The sequence below is a fragment of the Niveibacterium microcysteis genome, from assembly GCF_017161445.1.
Lineage (GTDB): Bacteria > Pseudomonadota > Gammaproteobacteria > Burkholderiales > Rhodocyclaceae > Niveibacterium > Niveibacterium microcysteis.
On record NZ_CP071060.1, the window covers coordinates 16,482 to 37,045 of the forward strand.

General features: G+C 65.1%; 16 protein-coding genes. 9 read left to right on the forward strand and 7 right to left on the reverse strand.

The window, feature by feature from the left end; all coding sequences use genetic code 11:
• The first annotated feature begins 10 nt into the window (after positions 1–10).
• Entirely contained in the window at positions 11–1,633 is a 1,623-nt protein-coding gene (locus tag JY500_RS00065; protein ID WP_172202101.1) for a methyl-accepting chemotaxis protein, read from the forward strand.
• On the opposite strand, the gene JY500_RS00070 is transcribed toward JY500_RS00065, so the two are convergent.
• A complete protein-coding gene (locus tag JY500_RS00070) occupies positions 1,634–2,200 on the reverse strand; it encodes an NnrU family protein (RefSeq protein ID WP_206254631.1) in 567 nt (188 codons plus the stop codon). It abuts the gene before it with no gap.
• Positions 2,201–2,496: 296 nt separating this feature from the next.
• On the opposite strand from JY500_RS00070, the gene JY500_RS00075 reads away from it, so the two are divergent.
• Together JY500_RS00075 and metH are read left to right on the forward strand one after the other, a co-directional pair.
• On the forward strand, positions 2,497–3,117 hold the full coding sequence (locus JY500_RS00075) for an FMN-binding negative transcriptional regulator (RefSeq protein ID WP_206254632.1): 621 nt from the start codon (positions 2,497–2,499) through the stop codon (positions 3,115–3,117).
• A gap of 74 nt (positions 3,118–3,191) precedes the next feature.
• Positions 3,192–6,911 carry a methionine synthase gene (gene metH / locus JY500_RS00080; protein WP_206254633.1) on the forward strand — a complete coding sequence of 1,240 codons (3,720 nt, stop codon included), beginning with the start codon at positions 3,192–3,194 and terminating at the stop codon, positions 6,909–6,911.
• An 802-nt stretch (positions 6,912–7,713) separates the two neighbouring features.
• Here the strand turns inward: metH and JY500_RS00085 are convergent.
• A complete protein-coding gene (locus JY500_RS00085; RefSeq protein WP_206254634.1) occupies positions 7,714–9,459 on the reverse strand; it encodes a hypothetical protein in 1,746 nt (581 codons plus the stop codon).
• A 326-nt stretch (positions 9,460–9,785) separates the two neighbouring features.
• On the opposite strand from JY500_RS00085, the gene JY500_RS00090 reads away from it, so the two are divergent.
• The 4 genes from JY500_RS00090 (at position 9,786) to JY500_RS00105 (ending at position 13,323) form a co-directional block, all read left to right on the forward strand.
• Positions 9,786–10,616: a MipA/OmpV family protein gene (locus JY500_RS00090; protein ID WP_206254635.1), complete on the forward strand. Its 831-nt coding sequence runs from the start codon at positions 9,786–9,788 to the stop codon at positions 10,614–10,616.
• 78 nt (positions 10,617–10,694) lie between these two features.
• Positions 10,695–12,104 (forward strand): M20/M25/M40 family metallo-hydrolase, encoded by a 1,410-nt coding sequence (locus JY500_RS00095; protein WP_206254636.1) that lies wholly within the window; start codon positions 10,695–10,697, stop codon positions 12,102–12,104.
• Between the two features lie 162 nt (positions 12,105–12,266).
• Positions 12,267–12,920: a hemerythrin domain-containing protein gene (locus tag JY500_RS00100; RefSeq protein ID WP_206254637.1), complete on the forward strand. Its 654-nt coding sequence runs from the start codon at positions 12,267–12,269 to the stop codon at positions 12,918–12,920.
• Positions 12,921–12,930: 10 nt separating this feature from the next.
• Positions 12,931–13,323 (forward strand): hypothetical protein, encoded by a 393-nt coding sequence (locus JY500_RS00105; protein ID WP_206254638.1) that lies wholly within the window; start codon positions 12,931–12,933, stop codon positions 13,321–13,323.
• Positions 13,324–13,382: 59 nt separating this feature from the next.
• Here JY500_RS00105 and JY500_RS00110 read toward each other — a convergent pair whose 3' ends face one another.
• Positions 13,383–14,714 carry a GAF domain-containing protein gene (locus JY500_RS00110; protein ID WP_206254639.1) on the reverse strand — a complete coding sequence of 444 codons (1,332 nt, stop codon included), beginning with the start codon at positions 14,712–14,714 and terminating at the stop codon, positions 13,383–13,385.
• Positions 14,711–15,184, reverse strand: coding sequence for a pyridoxamine 5'-phosphate oxidase family protein (locus tag JY500_RS00115; protein WP_172202083.1), 474 nt, complete (start codon positions 15,182–15,184; stop codon positions 14,711–14,713). Before JY500_RS00115 ends, JY500_RS00110 begins: the two co-directional genes overlap by 4 nt.
• 174 nt (positions 15,185–15,358) lie before the next feature.
• On the opposite strand from JY500_RS00115, the gene tehA reads away from it, so the two are divergent.
• Positions 15,359–16,309 carry a dicarboxylate transporter/tellurite-resistance protein TehA gene (gene tehA / locus JY500_RS00120; protein ID WP_172202081.1) on the forward strand — a complete coding sequence of 317 codons (951 nt, stop codon included), beginning with the start codon at positions 15,359–15,361 and terminating at the stop codon, positions 16,307–16,309.
• Between the two features lie 42 nt (positions 16,310–16,351).
• Here the strand turns inward: tehA and JY500_RS22065 are convergent, their stop codons facing one another.
• On the reverse strand, positions 16,352–17,788 hold the full coding sequence (locus tag JY500_RS22065) for an esterase-like activity of phytase family protein (RefSeq protein ID WP_246479725.1): 1,437 nt from the start codon (positions 17,786–17,788) through the stop codon (positions 16,352–16,354).
• A gap of 383 nt (positions 17,789–18,171) precedes the next feature.
• Here JY500_RS22065 and JY500_RS00130 point away from each other — a divergent pair, with 383 nt between their 5' ends.
• The gene (locus JY500_RS00130; RefSeq protein ID WP_206254640.1) at positions 18,172–18,606 is read left to right on the forward strand and encodes a hypothetical protein; all 435 of its coding nucleotides are present in this window, start codon (positions 18,172–18,174) and stop codon (positions 18,604–18,606) included.
• Between the two features lie 38 nt (positions 18,607–18,644).
• Here the strand turns inward: JY500_RS00130 and JY500_RS00135 are convergent, their stop codons facing one another.
• Together JY500_RS00135 and JY500_RS00140 are read right to left on the reverse strand one after the other, a co-directional pair.
• Positions 18,645–19,511, reverse strand: coding sequence for a DMT family transporter (locus JY500_RS00135; protein WP_206254641.1), 867 nt, complete (start codon positions 19,509–19,511; stop codon positions 18,645–18,647).
• A gap of 96 nt (positions 19,512–19,607) precedes the next feature.
• Positions 19,608–20,555: an autotransporter domain-containing protein gene (locus tag JY500_RS00140; protein WP_206254642.1), complete on the reverse strand. Its 948-nt coding sequence runs from the start codon at positions 20,553–20,555 to the stop codon at positions 19,608–19,610.
• Positions 20,556–20,564: the final 9 nt, after the last annotated feature.

Below are 20,564 nucleotides of genomic sequence, written 5' to 3' on the forward strand. Positions count from 1 at the left end.
AGTACGCCCGATGTTCGCCAAACTCAGCCTCAAGACCCGCTTGTTGGTGCTCGTTGCGGTTGCATTGCTCGGCATGCTGTTCCTCGCCGCGCTGCAGATTGCCCACCTGCGAACGCAACTGCTCGACGACCGCAAGCTGACGCTGACCTCGGCGGTGGACATCGCCTACAGCGTGGCCGCGGGCCTGCAGGAGCGGGTTGAAAAGGGTGAGTTGCCGAAGGATCAGGCCCAGGCGCTGGCCAAGCAGGCCATCAAATCGATGCGCTATCAGGGCAAGGAGTATTTCTACGTTTATGACTCCAAGGGCAACGGCGTCGCGCACCCGATCCGGCCAGAGTACGAAGGCAAGAATCACTGGGACCGGAAGGACAAATCCGGCACCTACACGATCCGCGCCATGATCACCGCCGCGCTCGACAAGAGCGGCTTCGCCAACACGCTGACCGCCAAGCCGGGCAGCGATGTGCAGGTGCCCAAGCTGCAGTACCTGCGGCACTTCGAGCCGTGGGATTGGGCGATCGGGACCGGGCTCTACGTCGACGACCTGGACGCGGTGTTCAAGGAAGAGCTGCTCAAGGTACTTGCCGCGATCGCCGTAATCCTCGCAGTCGTCGGCTTTGTCGCTGTTGCCGTGGTGCGGGCGGTGATGCGTGACATTGGGGGTGAGCCGGCCAAGGCCGTTGCGGTGATGCGCGAAGTGGCGGACGGCAACCTGAAAGTCAGCCTCGATAACGCGCATGGCGACAGTTTGCTGGGCGAGCTCGATCGCCTGGTGCGCAAGCTTCACGCGGTGATTGGCGAGATCGGCGCCGGCTCGGCCCGTGTTACGCGGGCCGCCAAGGACATCAACGCCGCCTCATCCGCGGTGGCGGCGGCCGCCGCCGAGCAGACAGACAGTACCCAAGCGATGGCGGCATCGATGGAAGAACTCACGGTGTCGATCAACCATATTTCCGATAGCGCCAGCGAGACGGCACGCCACGCCAGCGACGCGGCGGAGCTGGCGGGCGAGGGCAAGGGCCAGGTCGCGCGGGCCGCAGAGGATATCGGCACGATGGCTTCCACGCTCAGCGGTGCCGCGACGCAGGTGCGCGCGCTCGCCCAGAACGCGGAAGAGGTATCGCGCATCGCGCAGGTGATCAAGGAAATCGCCGGCCAGACCAATCTGCTTGCCCTCAATGCTGCGATTGAGGCGGCGCGAGCGGGCGAGCACGGGCGCGGGTTTGCGGTGGTGGCGGACGAGGTGCGCAAGCTCGCGGCCCGAACGGAAACCGCAACCTCCGAGATCTCGCATGTCGTCGAGCGTATCCAGCGCGACACGCTCGACGCCGCGCAGACCATGGACCATGCAATGCCGCTGGCCGACAAGGCACGGGATGCTGCGGCGACGGCGGCGGAAACCCTGTCGCGCATCGCGGCCGGCTCACTGGCGGCCGAGGCCCTGGTTCGCGACGTTGCGTCTTCAACACGCGAACAGAGCCAGGCGAGCAGCCTCCTTGCGCAGCAAGTGGACCGGATCGCACATCAGGTGGAGGAAACCGCGACCGAGATGTCGAGCGCCGCGCATACCGCCCAAGCGCTCGAGCAGACCGCCGCTGAACTGGATAGCGTGACGTCCCGCTTCCGCGTCTGATCAGTTGCCAAGCACCGCGGGCACGCCAAATAGCCAGACGTGCCCGTGCATGACGGCCGCGCTCGCGATGACGCCGATCACGCCGGCCTTGATGTCCGCTGCGAAGTGCGGCGTCAGCGTTGCGCGCTTGCGAAATGCCACCGCCACCAGCAAAGCGAAGCTCGCATAGGCCGCGAAACTGCCGAACAACACCGTCTGGCGCATGCCGCCGTTTGCAAGCAGGTGGGTGACTGACCAGATCAAGACGCCGATCACCATCGGATGATGCAGCCGTGCCCGCAGATAACCGGGGAAATTGAACCCGCCGGCGACGAAGAGGATCAACGCCAGCGTGTTGGTATAGGGGGCGAGCTGGATCGCGAGCGGGCTTGGCGCGAAGATCGCCGTCGTCGGTGCGTGGGACCAGTTCATCCCGACAATCACCAGCCCGGCCAGAGACAACAGCGAATGCGTGCCGCGCCACGCGTTGACGCCAATGCGGCTGACGATGCGGCTGCGGATCGGCGGAAACACGCTTGCCACATGCGCAATCATGAACAAGGCAATGCCCGTAAGGATGAGGGTCATGGCAGCTCCGGTGATTGGGACGACTAGGCCACATGCTGCCCCCGCGGCGCGAACCGGGCAAGGCGGCGGTCCTGCTGCGCGTGGCCCGGCCAGGCTGGCGCGCGGCAAGTCCCTGAATCCAAGGGTTTCTTGACAATTTTGCAGGGTCGCAACAAACTGCCACCCCTTGCGCCGCTTTGACCTCAGCTTGCTGGGCGCCGACCCCGACCGGGCCGAAATCAGCTAAAGCGAGACGCGTTTCACAAGAACCCGTTCCGCCGCCGAGGCCGAACGGGTTTTCTGTTTTCAGGGCCGCGATGACGCTCTACGTTCCCGACCACTTTGCCGCACCGGACCGCGACGCGATCGTTCAACTGATCGCGCAGCACCCCTTTGCCACGCTGATCAGCGTGGCTGGCGGCGAACCGGTGATTACCCATCTGCCGCTGGTGGCCGACGCCACCGGCACGCTGGTCGGGCATGTGGCGCGTGCCAATCCGCACGCCGCGCTGTTGGCTGAAGGCGCCACCGTTACCGCGGTGTTCCACGGCCCGCATGTGTATGTGTCACCGACCTGGTATGAACAGCCCAGTGTGCCGACCTGGAATTACGCGACAGTGCATGTGCATGCCAAGGTGCGCGTGATCGACGGCGAGGCCGCGCAGGCAATGCTCGACCACTTGGTCGATACCTTCGACCCCGATCCGCTCGGCGAGGCGGGTACGCGGCACATGCGGCAGGATGAGCGCGCCGGCATGCTGGCCCACATCCACTGTTTCGTGCTTGAGATGCAGCGGGTCGAGGCCAAGTTCAAGCTGTCGCAGAACAAGTCGCCGGCCGATCGACTGCGCGTCGTCAGCGCCCTCGGCCAGCAGGACAACCCGGACGCTGACGCCATCGCCAGCCTGATGATGAACACCCTGATGCAGAGCCGCTGACACGCCTTCTGCCCCCCAAGATTTTGGCATTGCCACCGCACACCGGCGATGCGACACGACAGACGAGAACGATGATGCAAGCCGACCGTACCGAAGAACTCCGCCACCTGCTCGAAACCCGCATCCTGCTGCTCGACGGCGCGATGGGCACGATGGTGCAGAAGCACAAGCTGCAGGAGGCCGACTACCGCGGTACGCGCTTCGCCAACTGGGCGAGCGACGTGAAGGGCAACAACGACCTGCTGCTGCTGAGCAAGCCCGAGATTATCCGCGGCATCCACGCGGCGTATCTGGATGCCGGCGCCGACATCATCGAGACCAACACCTTCAACGCCACGCGCGTGTCGCAGGGCGAATACGGCATGCAGGATCTGGCCTACGAGCTCAACGTCGCCGGTGCGCGGCTCGCACGCGAAGTGTGCGACGAGTTCGCCGCGAAGACCGGGCGCCCGCGCTTCGTCGCCGGCGTGCTCGGCCCGACCTCGCGCACCGCGTCGCTGTCGCCGGACGTGAACGACCCCGGCTTCCGCAACATCACCTTCGATGCGCTGGTCGCCGACTACATCGAGTCGGCCAAGGGCCTGGTCGAAGGCGGCGCCGACATCCTGATGGTCGAGACCATCTTCGACACGCTCAACGCCAAGGCCGCGCTGTTCGCGATCGAACGCTTCTTCGACGAAGCCGGCCGCCGCTGGCCGGTGATGATCTCCGGCACCATCACCGACGCCTCGGGCCGCACGCTCTCGGGCCAGACCACCGAGGCCTTCTGGGATTCGCTCGCGCACACCAATCCGCTGACGATTGGTCTCAACTGCGCGCTGGGTGCGAAGGAGCTGCGCCAGTACGTCGAAGAGATGGCGCGGGTGTCCGAGACCTGGCGCTCGGCCCACCCCAACGCGGGCCTGCCCAACGCCTTCGGCGAGTACGACGACACGCCGGAGAACATGGCGCGCCAAGTCGGCGAATGGGCGCAGAGCGGTTTCGTAAATATCGTCGGCGGCTGCTGCGGCACGACGCCGGATCACATCAAGGCGATCGGTGAAGCGGTGGCTAGCGTGAAGCCCGCCTACCGGCCGAAGAAGTCGCATGTGATGCACCTCTCGGGCCTGGAGCCGCTCGCGATTTCCGACGACTCGCTGTTTGTGAACGTCGGCGAGCGCACCAACGTTACCGGCTCGCGCGTGTTCGCGAAGATGATCCTCGAAGGCCGCTTCGACGACGCGCTGGCGGTGGCCCGCCAGCAGGTGGAGAACGGCGCGCAGGTCATCGACATCAACATGGACGAGGCGATGCTCGACTCGCAGGCGGCGATGGAACGCTTCCTGAAGCTGATCGCCTCGGAGCCTGACATCGCCCGTGTGCCGGTGATGATCGATTCCTCGAAGTGGGAAGTGATCGAGACGGGGCTCAAGTGCCTGCAGGGCAAGGGCATCGTCAACTCGATCTCGATGAAGGAAGGCGAAGAGAAGTTCCTCGAACAGGCGCGGCTGGTGATGCGCTACGGCGCGGCCGCCGTGGTGATGGCCTTCGACGAGAAGGGCCAGGCCGACACCTACCAGCGCAAGATCGAGATCTGTGAACGGGCCTACAAGCTGCTCACGGCATCGCCGGAGCAAGGCGGAGTCGGTTTCCCGCCCGAAGACATCATCTTCGACCCGAACGTGTTCGCCATCGCCACCGGCATCGCGGAACACGACAACTACGGCGTCGACTTCATCGAGGCGGTGCGCTGGATCCACCAGAACCTGCCGCACGCCAAGACCTCCGGCGGCATCTCGAACGTGTCCTTCTCGTTCCGTGGCAATGACCATGTGCGCGAGGCGATCCACACCGTGTTCCTGTTCCACGCGATCAAGGCGGGGCTCACGATGGGCATCGTCAACGCCGGCCAGCTCGGCGTGTACGACGAGCTCGAACCGAAGCTGCGCGAACTGGTCGAGGACGTGGTGCTCAACCGCCACCCGGGCGCCGGTGAAGCGCTGGTCGAGTACGCCCAGCAGGTGAAGGGCTCCGCGAAAGAGCGCGTGGAAGATCTCGCATGGCGCGAGCAGCCGGTCGGCGAGCGCCTGAAGCACGCGCTGGTGCGCGGCATCACCGACTACGTGGTGGCTGACACCGAGGAAGCGCGCGCCGCGCTCGAAGCGGCAGGCAAGCCGCCGCTGTCGGTAATCGAAGGCCCGCTGATGGACGGCATGAACGTCGTTGGCGACCTGTTTGGTGCCGGCAAGATGTTCCTGCCGCAGGTGGTCAAGTCCGCCCGTGTGATGAAGCAGGCCGTCGCCCACCTGATCCCCTTCATCGAGGCAGAAAAGGCGCGTACCGGCGCCGCCGCCAAGGGCAAGATCGTCATCGCCACCGTGAAGGGCGATGTGCACGACATCGGCAAGAACATTGTCGGCGTGGTGCTGGGCTGCAACGGCTACGACGTGGTGGACCTCGGCGTGATGGTGCCGGCGGAGAAGATCCTCAACGCCGCGCGCGAGCACGGCGCGCAGGCGATCGGCCTCTCCGGCCTGATCACGCCCTCGCTCGAGGAGATGAGCCACATCGCGGCCGAGATGCAGCGCCAGGGCTTCGAGGTACCACTCTTGATCGGCGGCGCCACCACAAGCCGTGCGCACACCGCGATCAAGATTGCGCCGAACTACGAAGGCCCGGTGGTCTACGTGCCGGATGCCTCGCGCGCGGTCGGCGTGGTCACCAAGCTGCTCTCCATCGACCACCGCAACACCTTCGTCGCCGAAGTTGCCGAGGACTACGAGAAGGTGCGTGAGCAGCACGGCAAGAAGCGCGGCGTGCAGCTGGTGCCCTACGCGGTCGCCGCAGCCAACCATGCGAAGCTCGATTTCGACACCTACACGCCGCCGAAGCCGGACGTCACCGGCCTGCGCGCGCTGCGCAACATGGATCTGGCGAAGCTCGCCGAGTACATCGACTGGGGCCCCTTCTTCCAGACCTGGGACCTCGCTGGCCCCTTCCCGGCCATCCTCGACGACGAGGTGGTCGGTGCGACCGCGCGGCAGGTGTATGCCGACGCGCAGGCGATGCTGAAGAAGATCATCGACGGCCGCTGGCTCACCGCACACGGCGTGTTCGGCATCTGGCCGGCGGCCCGAGGCGTGGAAGGTGGCCGCGCGGGAGCCACGGGCGCCGACATCATCATCTACACCGACGAGTCACGCAGCGCGGTGCGCCAGGTCTTGCCGCAGCTGCGCCAGCAGCACGAGCGCCCGGACGGCAAGCCGCACTGGTGCCTCGCCGACTTCCTCGCGCCCGAGGGCGGCAAGCCCGACTGGCTGGGTGGCTTCGCGGTCACCGCCGGCGTCGGCATCGAAAAGAAGCTCGAAGAGTTCGCCGCCGCGCACGACGACTACAGCGGCATCATGCTCAAGGCGCTGGCCGACCGCCTCGCCGAAGCCTTCGCCGAGTACCTGCACGAGAAGGTCCGTAGGTCCGACTGGGGCTACGCTGCCGATGAGTCGCTCGACACCGCGGCCCTCGTCGCCGAGCAGTACAAGGGCATCCGCCCGGCCCCCGGCTACCCGGCCTGCCCGGACCACACCCAGAAGGGCCCGCTCTTCGACCTGCTCGATGCCCCACGCGCCACCGGCCTGCACCTGACCGAATCCTTCGCGATGACGCCCGCGGCGGCGGTGTCCGGCTTCTACTTCAGCCACCCCGAAGCGCACTACTTCGCCGTGCCGAAGATCGGCCGCGACCAGCTCGAAGATTGGGCGAAGAGGAAGCAGATGAGCGTGGAGGCGGCGGCGCGCTGGCTGGCTCCCTTACTCTGAGCGCTCCTCTAAGTGAAGGTAAATAAAGTTCCTTCGACCGCGGTGGGCTGTGGTCGGTCGGCACGCGCTTCATCGTGATTCGTCGCGCATGTAGGCTACATTGAGAAACGCGGCCGCCGCTTCCTTCTCAGCGCCGGTATGCGTTTGCAAGACGTTAGCCCAAGAGTGATCGTCGGTGACGACGTGTGGCACCTTTTAACCTGCACTGCGGGTGTTGTTGCGCACATCCCCGACGCCTCCCTGGCATAGAGCAGTATCGCAACCGAGACTGTGGGTCTCCATGTGCCAACTTACCAAGAGTTTTACGCTCGTAGCGCTGAGCCGGAACGCGTCCGTCAGCGCCTTGAGGCTAGAAGCTTGGTTTGGCTAGTCGGCGGCTGGTCAGCGTGCTGAGACCAACTAGCGCAACGAGGTGGTGCATTGGCAGGCGCACGACGCAAAAGTCGAATTTGAGCTCTCGCCCGCGCGTCGCGAACACTGAGTCCAGCCGCTGGGGCGATCAACAAACGATACCCGGCGTCGTCGTCTGTTCTACCAGAAATCGTCGCTTTCGAGGGCTTGCTTTGGCATTCTCGTGGCTGCATATTCGAAGCCGCCTACGGACGGGACTGACGCTATTTGCGACGACAGGCTGCCCGAATCCTTCGACGGTATCGTGGCTCGGGCATACGGCGGCAAGGTTGAGCAGATGTCCGGGCCCCGGCATGACGGATGGAGAAAGCGGCGATACTAGCCCGGGGCTCGCTCGCGATGTGCCAGTAGACGCAGTATCGTCGGTCGCGCTTGCCGGGCGCTACGCTGTCTAATCCTTCTGGATTTTGGTCCAAGAGTTTGGTTTCGCCACGTCGAATGACAGCATCACGGTGCTCTCCTGGCCGGTGCTTGCATCTGGGCCGCTGACCTCGAGCAACCCGACGGAGCCTGTCAGAAGCATTCGTGGCACGATAGGAGACGACAAACTCTTGAGTTGTGCTGCAGCCGCAACTGCGGCGTCGTCGGCATACAGGGACAGACTGCTCTTGTAAGGGTTGAACGAGTAAAGGCTCTCGCGACCAGTGAGGCCGCTCACGCGAATGGCGCCATAGCCGTACTCGATCGTTCGTGTTTCGCTTCGTGTTTCGCGATTGATCGCCAGGGCGTGAAGCATGAATTTTTCCGTAAGCTTGGCCGGGATGCGCTTGAAAACCGCGGAAATGTCACTTCCGATCTTAGGATCCACCGAGAAGCGTGAAAACACGAGACTCTCGTTCGCAGCAGCGATCGCTCTCTGGCCAGTCAACTCGGGTTGGGCGACGAGCAAACCGTTATTCTCGTCGGCAATATAGGCGGTAGCGAAGAACGCGTGGGAGACCCCAAGATAGTCGGGTGCAGCACCGTCGCCCAGGGGAATCGAGCCGTTTGGATCTTCCTCCGCTGCAGAGAAGGGCGGGAGACTTGCTACGATTGCTCCGATCGTTCTTTCATGAGGAAGTTTAACTAGCACTCGACGCCACTGGCCCGATGCGAGGGCTTCGGTGCCGACGAACCTGAATTCGGTACTGGTCGCGCCACTAAAAGTGAGTGGCGTGCTTCCAGGACCAAGGATACCGAGCGTAGTGGTAAGAACGTCGATCTGCTTAGTGGCGAGGTTGATACGCGTGAATCCGGCGGCAGAGCTTCCAGTCGCGCCCCGATCAAACAGCGCAACGTTCTGGCTGATGTCCAGCAACTTGGCACCATGCGCAATAGTCCAAGTGGCGGTTGCGGTATTTGGTGCGCCGGTGTTCACCTGCACTATGTCGTCGCTTGTCGCGCCTGCACGCCTGATTAACCAACCACCACGGTCGCCGGGCAAGTAGCGGTTGAGCTCGACGAGGACCTCACCGTCAATGCTGACTTCGGTGATCCTCCCGTTGATGCCAACCGCCACGGAGTTGTCGTCAGTCGTGCCGCACAGCTTGTCGGGACCACGTTTCTGAATCAACAACACGGCGTCGGTCGGCAGCGATCGCGACTGCGCCACGCGACCTAACGGGCACAGTTCGTCAGACGCGTACAGAGTCGAACCCATCGGGCGCGAACCCTCGGCTGCAAGGCTGACTCGCAAGAGCGCACGCCGGGTCTGGTCGAGAACGAACAAATGGGTGGCGACGACCGGAGAATTCGGATCGGACGCAAACCGCTGGCCGAATACTGGCCAAATCGCGTAAGGAGCGTCGGTAACGGGCAGAACGTTAATTAGTCGATCCCGGGCGGTCTCGTGCAGCAGTACGACCGAACTAGCGCTGATAGGGGCCTCGACCATGTCGTCGCTTGCAAGCGGAGGTTGGTACCAACCGGTTTTGGGGTACTGGGGTTCTGATGCGGTGTTGCCTCCGCCGCCACAGGCAATCAATAAGAGAGGCAATACCAAAAGCACCAAGCGATCGAAGAGATTTGCGCCGAACATGATATGGACAATGCGTAAAGGAAGCTGCGACACCTCAAATACTACCGGCGCCACGCGCTCAGCGTTAGCATTTGAGAGGATCTCGTACCCGGGATCCGGACCAAAGTCACGGTGGTGCAAATGACATTCTCCGCACTTGGCCTTTTGCGATACGGGTTGCGTTTGCGTCTCGTCCTTCGTCGCCGGCTTCTTTGAGATGCTGTAGCCGTTTGGGTGGCCTCGGTCCAGACGTGTTTTAGCTCGCCTCTGCGTGAGCACAGGGTTTGCCTACCCGACCGTGGGCAGTCAAGGTAGTCTGCGTCGCTCAAACGTCGCGTGAGTAGGCCGCTTCGATCCGGCGCGGCCGTGATCGGGCCCATGAGGGCGAATTGCGCGGGCGCAAAGCTCCGCCGTTGCGCGAGTCGCTACACTGAAGTGACCCTTTCCCGACGCCGAGGAGTGCTGACGTGCCAATCTATCCGATGACCAAGCCCTCTCGTCGTTTCCGCAAGGCGGTTGCTGCACTGCTCGCGTTGGGCGCAATGGCGGGTTCGCCGGTTCGGGCGGAGACCGATCTGGGCTCCCTGGATCTGATCAGTAGTGCCTCCGAGGATTCGCCAGTGCCGCAGGGCCTGGTATTGGGTGGCGTCTATATCGGCGCGAACGCGCGCTACAAGGCGCTGGACGACATGAACCTTGTGGTGCCGGGCGGCGTGTATTTCGGCGAGCGCTTCATGTACCTCGGCGACCGTGCCCGTTACTACTTTTATCGCGGAGGCGGTTTTGCGGCCTTCGCATACGGCCGCGTGCGCTTCGGTAATCTCGACCCGGCCGATGCGCCGGAGCTGGCGGGCATGACGAAGCGGGAATGGGAGCCCGAGGCTGGCATCGGCGCCAATCTGATTACGCCGTATGCGTTGCTGACGATGCGTGCCGCGAGCGACATCAGCGGTACCAGCAAGGGGCAGGAGTGCCTGCTGTGGTCGGACTTTCCCGTGATCCGCGGCCGCCTGCTGGTGATGCCCGGCCTGGGCCTGCTGTGGCGTTCGAGCAAGCTCGCGAATTACTACTTCGGTGGCGTATCGGCCGACGAAGCGCGGCCCGGTCGCCCGCAGCACGACACCGGCGCGACCTGGTCGCCGATGATGAGCCTGATCACCAGCTATCGTTTCGACCGCCACTGGCTCGGTACGGTATCCGGCAATATCGAACACTTTGACAGCGGTACCGCAAAGAGCCCGATCGTCGCGCACGACAACGAAGTGACAGTGATCGCGGGCGTCGGCTACATCTGGTGATACCGGCCTCGTAGCGCCGCGCACGCCGATCACTGGAGGCGTGTGTATGCTGGCGGCTTCCCACAAGGAGCCCCGAACATGCGCCGCTCGCGTGCCATCCATGGCGCTGCGCTGTTGTTGTCCGCAGCGTTTGCCGCCCCAGCCGTCGCCGACGATGCCGTAATCGCGCGCGTGCTCGAACGCATCGACGGTCGCCAGATCGAATCGGACATTCGCACGTTGGTGGCTTTCGGCACCCGCCACACGATGTCCGACACGCAATCGGAATCCCGCGGCATCGGTGCTGCGCGGCGCTGGATCAAGCAGCGGCTTGAAGCCTGCAACGCTGAGCGCAAGGGGCGACTGAGCGTGCGCTTTCTCAGTCATGTGGAGCTGGCGGGCCGGCGCATCGACCGGCCGACCGAGATCGTCAATGTCGTCGCCACCCTGCCCGGCTTAGACCCGCTTGGCCGTGAGCGGGTGTACCTCGTGAGCGGCCACTACGATTCGCGCGCCAGTGATGTGATGGATGCGAGGTCCGACGCACCGGGCGCGAACGATGATGCCTCCGGCGTTGCTGCGGTGATTGCCATAGCGTGCGCGATGGCGGATCAGTCCACCCGTGCGACGATCGTGTTCGCCGCCGTGGCCGGCGAAGAGCAGGGCCTTCTCGGTGCCGACCGGCTCGCGCGCGACGCGGCTGCCGAGCACACCCGCATCGAGGGCATGATCACCAACGACATCATCGGTAGTTCGCTCGGTGACGACGGCGTGCGCCGCGCCGATACGGTGCGACTGTTCGCCGACGGCCTGACGCCAATGCTCAAGACGGTGTTGGCTAACGAGCGCAACCAGCCGGGTGAAGACAGCTTCGCAAAGCAGGCACGCGAGCAACTGCTGCAGATCGCCCGCATCGGCGGCGAGCACGACACGCCCACGCACCAGTTCGCCCGTGCCGTGAAGCGGGCGGCCGAGCAGTGGCAGCCGGGCTTCAAGGTGCAGCTCGTCGCGCGACGCGACCGCTTCCTGCGCGGGGGTGACCACCTGCCCTTCCTCGAGCGCGGCTTCCCCGCGCTGCGCTTCACCGAGCCGGTTGAAGACTTCCGGCACCAGCACCAGGACTTGCGTGAGTCCGATGGCCATCGATACGGCGACTTGCCGGACTATGTCGACTTCGACTACGTCGCGCGGGTTGCCCGGGCCAATGCGGCCGCGCTGGCCAGCCTGGCGCGCGCACCCGCAGCACCCGCGCGTGTCGTGCTCGATACGCAGTCACTGAGCAACGACACACGGCTGACCTGGGAGGCGAGCCCGGAGCAGAACGTAGCGGGTTATCGGGTGGTATGGCGCGAGACCACCTCGCCGGTCTGGCAGCATCAGCACGACGCCGGCAAGGCGCGCGAACTGACGCTCAAGGGCATATCGAAGGACGACTACCTCTTCGGCGTGATTGCGCTCGACGCAGAGGGCAACGAGAGCGCAGCGCGCTTTGCCGGCATTGCCCAGTGACGCCGCATCGCGCGTGATGCGCGTCACGCGGCCGCCGGCAATAGGGAAAAATTAGGATTCCGCGAGCCAAGATTTAGGAACGGCGTGGGCGCCGCCTTTCTATTCTCCAGTCATCCGATGCGCAGGCATCGGCTTACCCCAAGACAGCAGCTGGAGAACATCATGCAACACCCCCGTCACGACATTTACGCCTTCATCCACAAAGGGCTGCGTGCCTTCATGGCGCATACGCTGGTCCGCGTCGGCCGGCTCGATGCGCACGACAGTGCCGACATCGCTGTAGTCAGCGAAGAAGTGCGTGCGCTGCTCGATATCTGCGAGCACCATCTTGAGAACGAAAACCGCCATGTTCACCCGGCGATGGAAGCGCGCCAGCCCGGCTCGTGCGCCGACGTCGCCGCGGAGCACGAGGCGCACGCCCTCGAGATCGCACAACTACGCTGGCTGCTCGAACGGGTGCCGGGCAATGACGAGGCAGCGCAAGGTCTCTACCGCCGCCTGTCCGATTTCGTCGGCCACAACTTCGAGCACATGGGCAAGGAAGAGCGCGAGCACAACGCCGTGCTGTGGGCGCACTACAGCGACGACGAGATCCGCGCAATCGAGCACGCCATCGTGTCGGGCGAAGCCCCGGATCGCCTGCAACTTGCGATGCGCTGGATGCTGCCGCACATGACGCCGAACGAGCGCGCCGGCATGCTGGGCGGAATGCGGCGCACCGCACCGGCGGAAGTCTTCGACGGCGTACTCAACCTGATCCGCCCGCTGCTCGGCGGCCGCGACTGGCGCAAGCTCACGCTCGCGCTGGGCATTTAAGGAGGCGACCATGACCCGACAGGCACAACGCTGGGTATTGCTCGCCCTGCTCTATTTCGTCGTCGCGGTTGCGCTCGGCGTCGGTATGGCGGCGAGCCACGACTTCCGCCTGCGCCCGATCCATGTGCACCTCAATCTGCTCGGCTGGGTGTCGCTCGCGCTGACCGGCTGGGTCTACACCCAGTTCCCTCGCGCGGCCGCCAATCGCGCGGCAACGCTGCACTTCTGGCTCTACAACCTCGCGCTGCCGGTGATGATGGCGGGCCTCGCCGCCCTGCTGCTGGGCACCCCAGCGGCAGAACCGGTGGTGGCCGTCAGCAGCGTGCTGGTGTTTGCATCGGTCGTGCTGTTCGCGGTGAATGTGATCAGGCATCGCTTACCGGCCGGCGCTGCGGCGGCGTGACCGGATCTGCTGGAAAAAATGAGGGGCGGCCAATGGTCGCCTCCGTTCTTTCGACGAACCTACAGGTCGCGCAGATCGAGTGGCATGTCGACCTCAAGCCGGAACAGCCCGCGCCCGGTCTTGCGCAGGCGGATGCCGGCGTTGCGTTCGTCGAGGCGCCGCTGCAGCAGGATCAGGCGGGCTTCGAGGTTGTCGCTGATCTCGGGTAGCCGCAGGTCAGGTGAAACGCGCAGTTCGCGGTTGGAGAAGTCTTCGCGGCCGGTTGCGGCACGTGTCTGCAGCAGGCACCACAGGATCGCGCCGGCGACGCCCTTGATCAGGTAGTCGCCGCCAATGAAGATGCTGTCGTTGGCTGCGTAGTGGCGGACTTCCAGCGCCTGACCGGCGAGTGGCGCGGCAGGGCGTGCTTCGCGTTCGGTGACGGCGGATTCGACCAGTGCCTGTTGTTGCAGCGCGTGGATTGCAGAGCCGAGCTGGGTCGCGAGCGCGACGAGGGCATCTTCATCGTCATAGGTGAAGCGCAGGTCTTGCGGGCTTTCGACACACAGCACACCGAGCAGGCGACCGTGCGCGAGTACGGGTACGGCGAGCTGGCTGTGCGGTTCCGGCAGGCCGGGAAACGGTATCTGCGTTTCGAGTGGCCATGGATGGGCGCAGGCGCCGTCGAGCGCGGCACGGCCGTAGCTGTACTCCATGGTCATGTGGTTGATGCGGATCGGCGTGCGGTACTGCGCCGCGACGCCGATCACGCCATCGCCGTAGGCGATTTCGGAGCCGACACCGGTCACCGGATAGCCGCGGCTTGCCACGGTGTAGAGGCGTCCACAGGCCTCCTCGGCGAACAGCAGCATCGAATGCTCGATGCCGAAGTCACTCGCGAGCGCATCGAGTGCGGCGTCGACGGCGCCGTCGAGGTCAACGCAGGCCGCGATCCGTGCGCTGGCACTGCGCATTGCGTTGAGCAGGTTGCGGCGCGGCTGCGGATTCGGCAGCACCGGGCCGGGGATGCGCTCGACACCCAGCACGCGGTAAACGTCTGCACCTTGCAAGCGGAACACGCCCACCATGCCGGAGTGCGATGCAATGCCGGCGAGCTTCGCCTTCATGTGCTGGAACAGCGCGCCTTCGGTCTCGGTGCGCAGGTAGAGCAGTTCGATGTGGAAGCTCTCGCCGCTGATCGGGTCGATCACCAGCGCTGTGCTGCGCGGGTTTGCAAGGATGTTCTCGCGCGTCTTGTTGAAGAACTGGAATGACAGCGCGACATGGCGCGGATCGACGTAATGCATCTGCGACACGTAGGTCACGTTCGGCGTGCCATCGGCACTGGCGGTGGCGAGCACCGCTGGAATCGAGCCTTCGAGGCAGCCGCGGATCGCTTCGAGCTGGATCATGGGCGCCTCGCCAGGGCTTCGCCGGCGCGCGGGCCGGGGGTTTGGCCGAACACGCCATCGGGCGTGAAACGCACCGCGAGCAGATCGGCCGGGTCGCGCCAGAACACGGCGTCGACGAAGTCCCCACCCCAGCCGAGCAGGCCGATGTCTTCGGTGAAGAGGTCGAGATTGCGTCGGACGCGGGCGACGTCGCCGGGCTCAAGCGGCACGGTGCGCGCGTTTCGGCCCTTGATCTGCACCGTCTCATGCGTGCTCGGGCGGCTGAAGGTCACTGCGATGCGGCCGTTGGCGGCGATGTCACGGCAGGTGGCCTCCGCGCTTTCAGCGAAGAGGAACACGGTGAGTGTCGTCAGGTCGTCCGCCGGGCGGCAGCCGACGCCCTTCGCGATCGAGGGGACGAGGCGGCTGTCGCAGGATGCGACCGTGATCGAGAGGCCGCTGACAATGAAGTCGGCGACCGCGGGTGTCATCAGCGGGGTTTGCGGTGCGGCTGGCATCGGATTCCGGGGGGAAGGAGCGACTTCATCAGGCTAGCATCGGTGCGTCGGCGCGCAAGTGTCATTCGATACCTTGCGATACGCAAAGGGCGGCCGGCGCGGCAGCCCCTACAATCGCGGCCTTCTCGTCTTCCTGTGCAGTCGACCATGCGTGCAGCTCCCCTCCCCGCTTCGTTCTTCGGCATGGTGCTCGGTTTGTCCGGGCTCGGGCAGGCCTGGCGTCTGGCGCATCGCATGTGGGGGGTGCCGCCATGGATCGGCGAAGCCGTGCTGCTGCTGGCGGCCCTGGTCTGGGCGACACTGTTGCTCGCCTACGCACTTCAGGCACTGCGCGCACCTGCGCATGCAGCCGCCGAGTTCAAACACCCGGTGCAAGGCAGCACGCCGGCCTTGTTGGGGGTCGCGACCTTGCTGATGGTGCTGGCGGTGCTGCCCTACTCGCTGGCGGCGGCGTGGGGGCTGGCACTTGCCGGCATCGGTTGGCATCTGGCCTTCGCGCTGTGGCACACGGGCTTGTTGTGGCAGGGCGGGCGCGAGGCGCAGCACACGGTGCCAGCGATCTACCTGCCGACGGTCGCGGGCAACTTCACCAGCGCAGCGGCGCTCGGTGCGCTTGGGCATGCGGACTGGGGCTGGCTGTTCCTTGGCGCTGGGGTGTTCTCATGGTTTGCGCTTGAATCGCTGGTGATGCAGCGGCTTTGGCAGGGGCCTGCGGTGCCGGCCCCACAGCGTCCGCTGATCGGCATCCAGTTTGCGCCGCCGGTGGTTTGCGCGATGGCCTGGCTGATGCTGGAGCCCGCGGGGCACGACCATTGGCTGCTGATGCTGTGGGGCTATGGCCTTTTCCAACTGCTGCTGGGTGTGCGCCTGCGTCGTTGGCTTGCCGCACAGCCGTTTGCGCCCTCTTACTGGGCCTACACCTTCGGCGTGGCGTCGGCGACGGTGGTTGGCCTCAAGTTGGCTATTGCGGGCGTGCCGGCGGCCGGCATGCTGGCGTTGCCAGTATTCATCGCGGCCAATCTGTTCATCGGCACGCTGGCGCTGCGTACCGCATGGCTTGGGTTCAGCGGCCGCTTGTTACCGCGCACCGTGCCCTGAAACAGAACCGCCCCTTCGCGGGGCGGTGTTCGGCGTGCTGATTCAGCGTGCTGTGCGGCGGCGGCGCGCGCCCAGCGCGACGATGCCGAGGCCGGCAAGCAGCATCGCGTAGGTCTCGGGTTCCGGCACGGCGCTGATCAGCTGGGCCTGGTAGCCGGGCAGATCGCTGTCGCTGAACGAGAACACGTAGAACTTGTTCGGATTCGCGATGCCGGCCGGGTGATTGCTGTCCGTCACGCTGGAGAGGAAGTCGTTGTCGTTCGCCACGTACAGCGTGTGGCGGGTTTCGCCGCCGACCACGATGTCCTGGCCGAAGGAAAGGCCCTCGATCTTCGCCGGGATGTCGTTGGCCTTCACGCCCGCCGCGCTGAGCTTGCTGGCGAAGTCCAGCACCAGCGTCTTGCCGACGGCCTTGCTGCTCAGGTCGCCACTCAGCGCGCTGACGTCCTGCGCACCGGCGAGGTCGATCCGGAAGAACTGTTTCACGGCCGCGCTGCTGTTGTCGCCGAGGCCTTTGCCGTCTCGTTCGTCGACAAGGAACTCATGGTCGTTGATCGCGACGATCTCGCTCACGCCGCTGCCGGTCGTGAGCTTGTAGGCGTACTGGTGAGTCGTGCCGCTGGCGATGTCGATCGTCACGATGCGCACGTTCTTCTTCGTGTCCTGTTCCAGCGGCGCCTGCATGATGCCGACGAGGGTCTTGCCGTCCGGCGTGATCGCGAGGCCTTCCATGCCCTTGTTCGCGACACGGCCGATCGTGTTGCCTGCAATCTCGACGTCACCCTTCGGGCTCAGGTTGCTGACCGCGAGGTTGGCCGGCAGCGCGAAGCTGTTGGTACGTGCGCCGGTCGCGCGGTCGAACTGATACACGTAGGGGCCGTACTCGTCGGAGACGAACACGCTCTTGCCATCGTTCGACACGCGGATGCCTTCCGGGTCGAGGCGCGCGTTGTTGCCGCTGGTCGAGGGCAGCGCGGCGTTGAAGTTGTCCGAACGCCCGCTGAAGTAATACTTGCCGGCGCTGTTTTGCGCCAGCGCGCCATTGCCGACGCCAAGCCCGGCGCCGCTGCCGTAGGCCAGCGCGCTGTTGCTGTACAGCAGCGTCGTCGCGCTCAGCGTTGGCGTCAGCGTGTAGGGCAGCGCGCCGGAAGCCGACGCGGTCAGCTTCATCGTCACGGTTTGCAGGCGCGGGATGTAGCTGGTCGTGTCGTCGATCGCACTGTTGTAGGAGACGGCGTTTGGCCCCCGATCCGGCAGTGCGATGAAGGTTTTTCCCCCCGCCCAAGCGAGGCCGGATCCGAGGCCGCCGAGGATGTTGGCCGCAACGCCATTCTCAAGGGTGCCGCTCAGGCCTGAGAGATCGGCAAATGAGCCGGCAGCGCTGCCGTTCAGATCGCCGATCGCAACCAGGTCAAAGGCGGCGATGGCAGGCGTGGTGATGGCCGCGAGCAGGGCGGCAATCAGGGTCTTCTTGTGCATGGTGGTTGTCCGTCAGGGTCGGGTGGTCGGATCGCCGGTGCCGCACGCAAGGTCGGCAAGGCCCGAAGAGCCTGTTGCCAGGCAATGACGCGGCTGTGACGGCCGCCCCCGCAGTGGCGCCTGAGCGCGACTTTCGTCACGGAATCCGCTAGGGGTGGCGACTTACGGTGACGTTGGTGCCGATCGCCGCCGCGCGCATTGCTGCAGCCGGTGGGCGACAAAGCGATTGCGCTGCTGGCCCACTTGCGCCCGTCGGCCGGGCGATGAACGGTCAGCTGCGCAGCTGTACCCCTCGGCTACGCCAACAGCCTTGCTTCCGAGCGTGCGCCGTCTATACCCAACAGACCGGCCGTCCGGTCGGCACCCTCATGAGGAGTAACGTGATGCGTACGATCTTCCGCTATGCGTTGTGTGCCGTACTTGCGCTGATAGCCGGTACTGCGATGTCCCAGGACAAGCAGTACAAGGAAGGCCCGGTCGTGGAGCAGAGCTTCATCAAGATCAAGCCCGGCAAGTTCAGCGATTACGTCGCTTATCTCGCAGGGCCTTACAAGGCATTGATGGAGGCGCGTAAGAAGGCTGGCCTGATTACGAGCTATGCGGTCTATTCGTTTGCGGCACGCAACCCGTCCGAGCCGGACATGATCCTGAGCACTACCTATCCGAACTGGGCGGCGCTCGATCGGGTTGCCGAGGATGAGGCGGTCTCGGCCAAGGTGATGGGCACGATGAAGCAGATGGAGCAGGCAGGCGCTGACCGTGGCGTGATGCGCGAGGTGCTCGGCTCACAGATGATGCAGGAGTTGATCCTCAAGTAGCGGGTGCCGCCGCTGCACGGCCGAGCGATCCGCGGCTTTCAGGCGGCGTCGGTGCTTGCGCGGGGGTTGAAGCGCCACTCGCTGAGGATCGCTGCGACGACCACCAGCGCACCGCCGGCCGCACCACGCAGGCCCAGCGATTCGGCGAGCCAGAGCCAGCCGAACAGCGCGGCGAACACCGGCTCCATTGCGTAGATCACGGTCGCCTTCTCGGCCGAGATGTGGCGTTGCGCGACCGCTTGCAGGAACAGCATGCCGGCGCTTGCGATCACGCCCAGGTAGATGATCGGCAGCAAGGCGGGCGCGGTGCGGGTCGGCAGCGTTGCGAGCCGGTCGCTGCCGAGCCCGGCAACCAGCATCCAGACCAGCGCGAAGCCGGCCATCAGCACGATCTGCGTGGCGGCCAGCGTGCGCGGATTGTGTTGCGCAGCGCGGCGCGACAGCAGGATCACGTAGACCGCGTAGGCCAGCGCGCAGACCAGCGTGGCCGCATCGCCGATCCAGTGACCGCCGCCTTCCCATGACAAGAGCCCGATGCCAATGCACGCGAGCGCGGCGGCGGCCAGCACTTGCGCGCTTAGCCGGCCACCCAGCACGAGCCCGATGAAGGGCACCATCAGCACGTTCAGGCTCGTGATGAAGGCGCTGCGATTGGATGAGATGTACTCCAGGCCGAAGGCCTGCGTCACGTACGACACCAGTGCGACGACACCGAGCACTGCGCCGTCGCGCCAGGTCGCGCGCGATGCCTTCAGTGCAAAGGGCAGCATCACGACACCGGCAACCAGGAAGCGCAACGCGGAGATCTCGACGCCGCTGAGCGTGGCCGAGGCCGCCTTCATCAGCGGAAAGGTGGTGCCCCAGACGAGGGTGACGAGCAGCAGCAGGACGACGTTGAGATTCACGGACGGGGCGCCGGCAAGCGGCGGGCGGGGAAAGCAGCGAGTTTACCAAGCGCCGGCACGGCCCCGCGAGGGGCCGATGTGCCTACCCGCCGGCGTTCAGAAACTCACCGCGAAACCGACCGACATGCCGCCCACGCCATCGCCGAACACGTAGCGTGCGACGAGTCGCGTGCGGGTCACGATGATGTCGTAAGCGCTGGAGTCGAATTCGATGCCGGCGCCGACCTGGCTCAGGCGCACGAAGCCGAGCGCGCCGCGCTGGTCGCCGAAGTATTCCGAATGCGCGCACTCGAGCACGTAGCGCACCGGTCGGTCCATCAGCCGCCACGGTGTCGGGGCGCGGTAGCGTGCCCAGATGTTGGCAGTGGTGGAATTCGAACTGCCTTGCACCGCCTCGCTGGTGTTATTGAAGCTGCGCAGCGTCAGGTTCGTGATGCGTGCTTCGATGTCGGTTTCGTGACTCTCGTACGCCGCCTCATAGTCGAGCATCAGGCTGCCGCCCAGGCCGTATGCGTTCAGGGTGCCGCCATCGAGGAAGGCGATGTCGTGGTCGAGCTTGTTCTCTATGAAGGCGCGCGCAACGGTGAGATCGCTCGCCACCGTACCGAGCGAGAAGTTGAAGATCGGGCGCAAGACGAGGTGGTCCGCGATCGGGAAATCCCAGCCGATGCCGCCGGTGCCGGACAAGGAGGTCCACTTGACCGGTATCGACCTCGTATTGGTGCCGTCCGTGGCGACGAAGCTCGGGTCGTAGCGGCTGTAGGCCGCCGCACCTTCGAGATAGATGGGCGTTTCGCGGCTCCAGGTGAAGCCTCCGCCGACCTGCGACATCAGCAGGTCCGGGTTGCCAGTGGCATCACTGCTGATCGATAGCGAGCTGGAGGTGATGTCCGGGATTGCTGAATAGCTCATCAGCGACAGCACGCCGTTTGCTGCCTTCTGGATGTTGGAACCGGTAATCCGGTAAGGCCGAACTTGCGCCACTGCGGGCGGGATCGCCAGCGCGACGGCGAGGGCGGACAGGGCAAGGCGAACGGCAAACATCGGAACGCG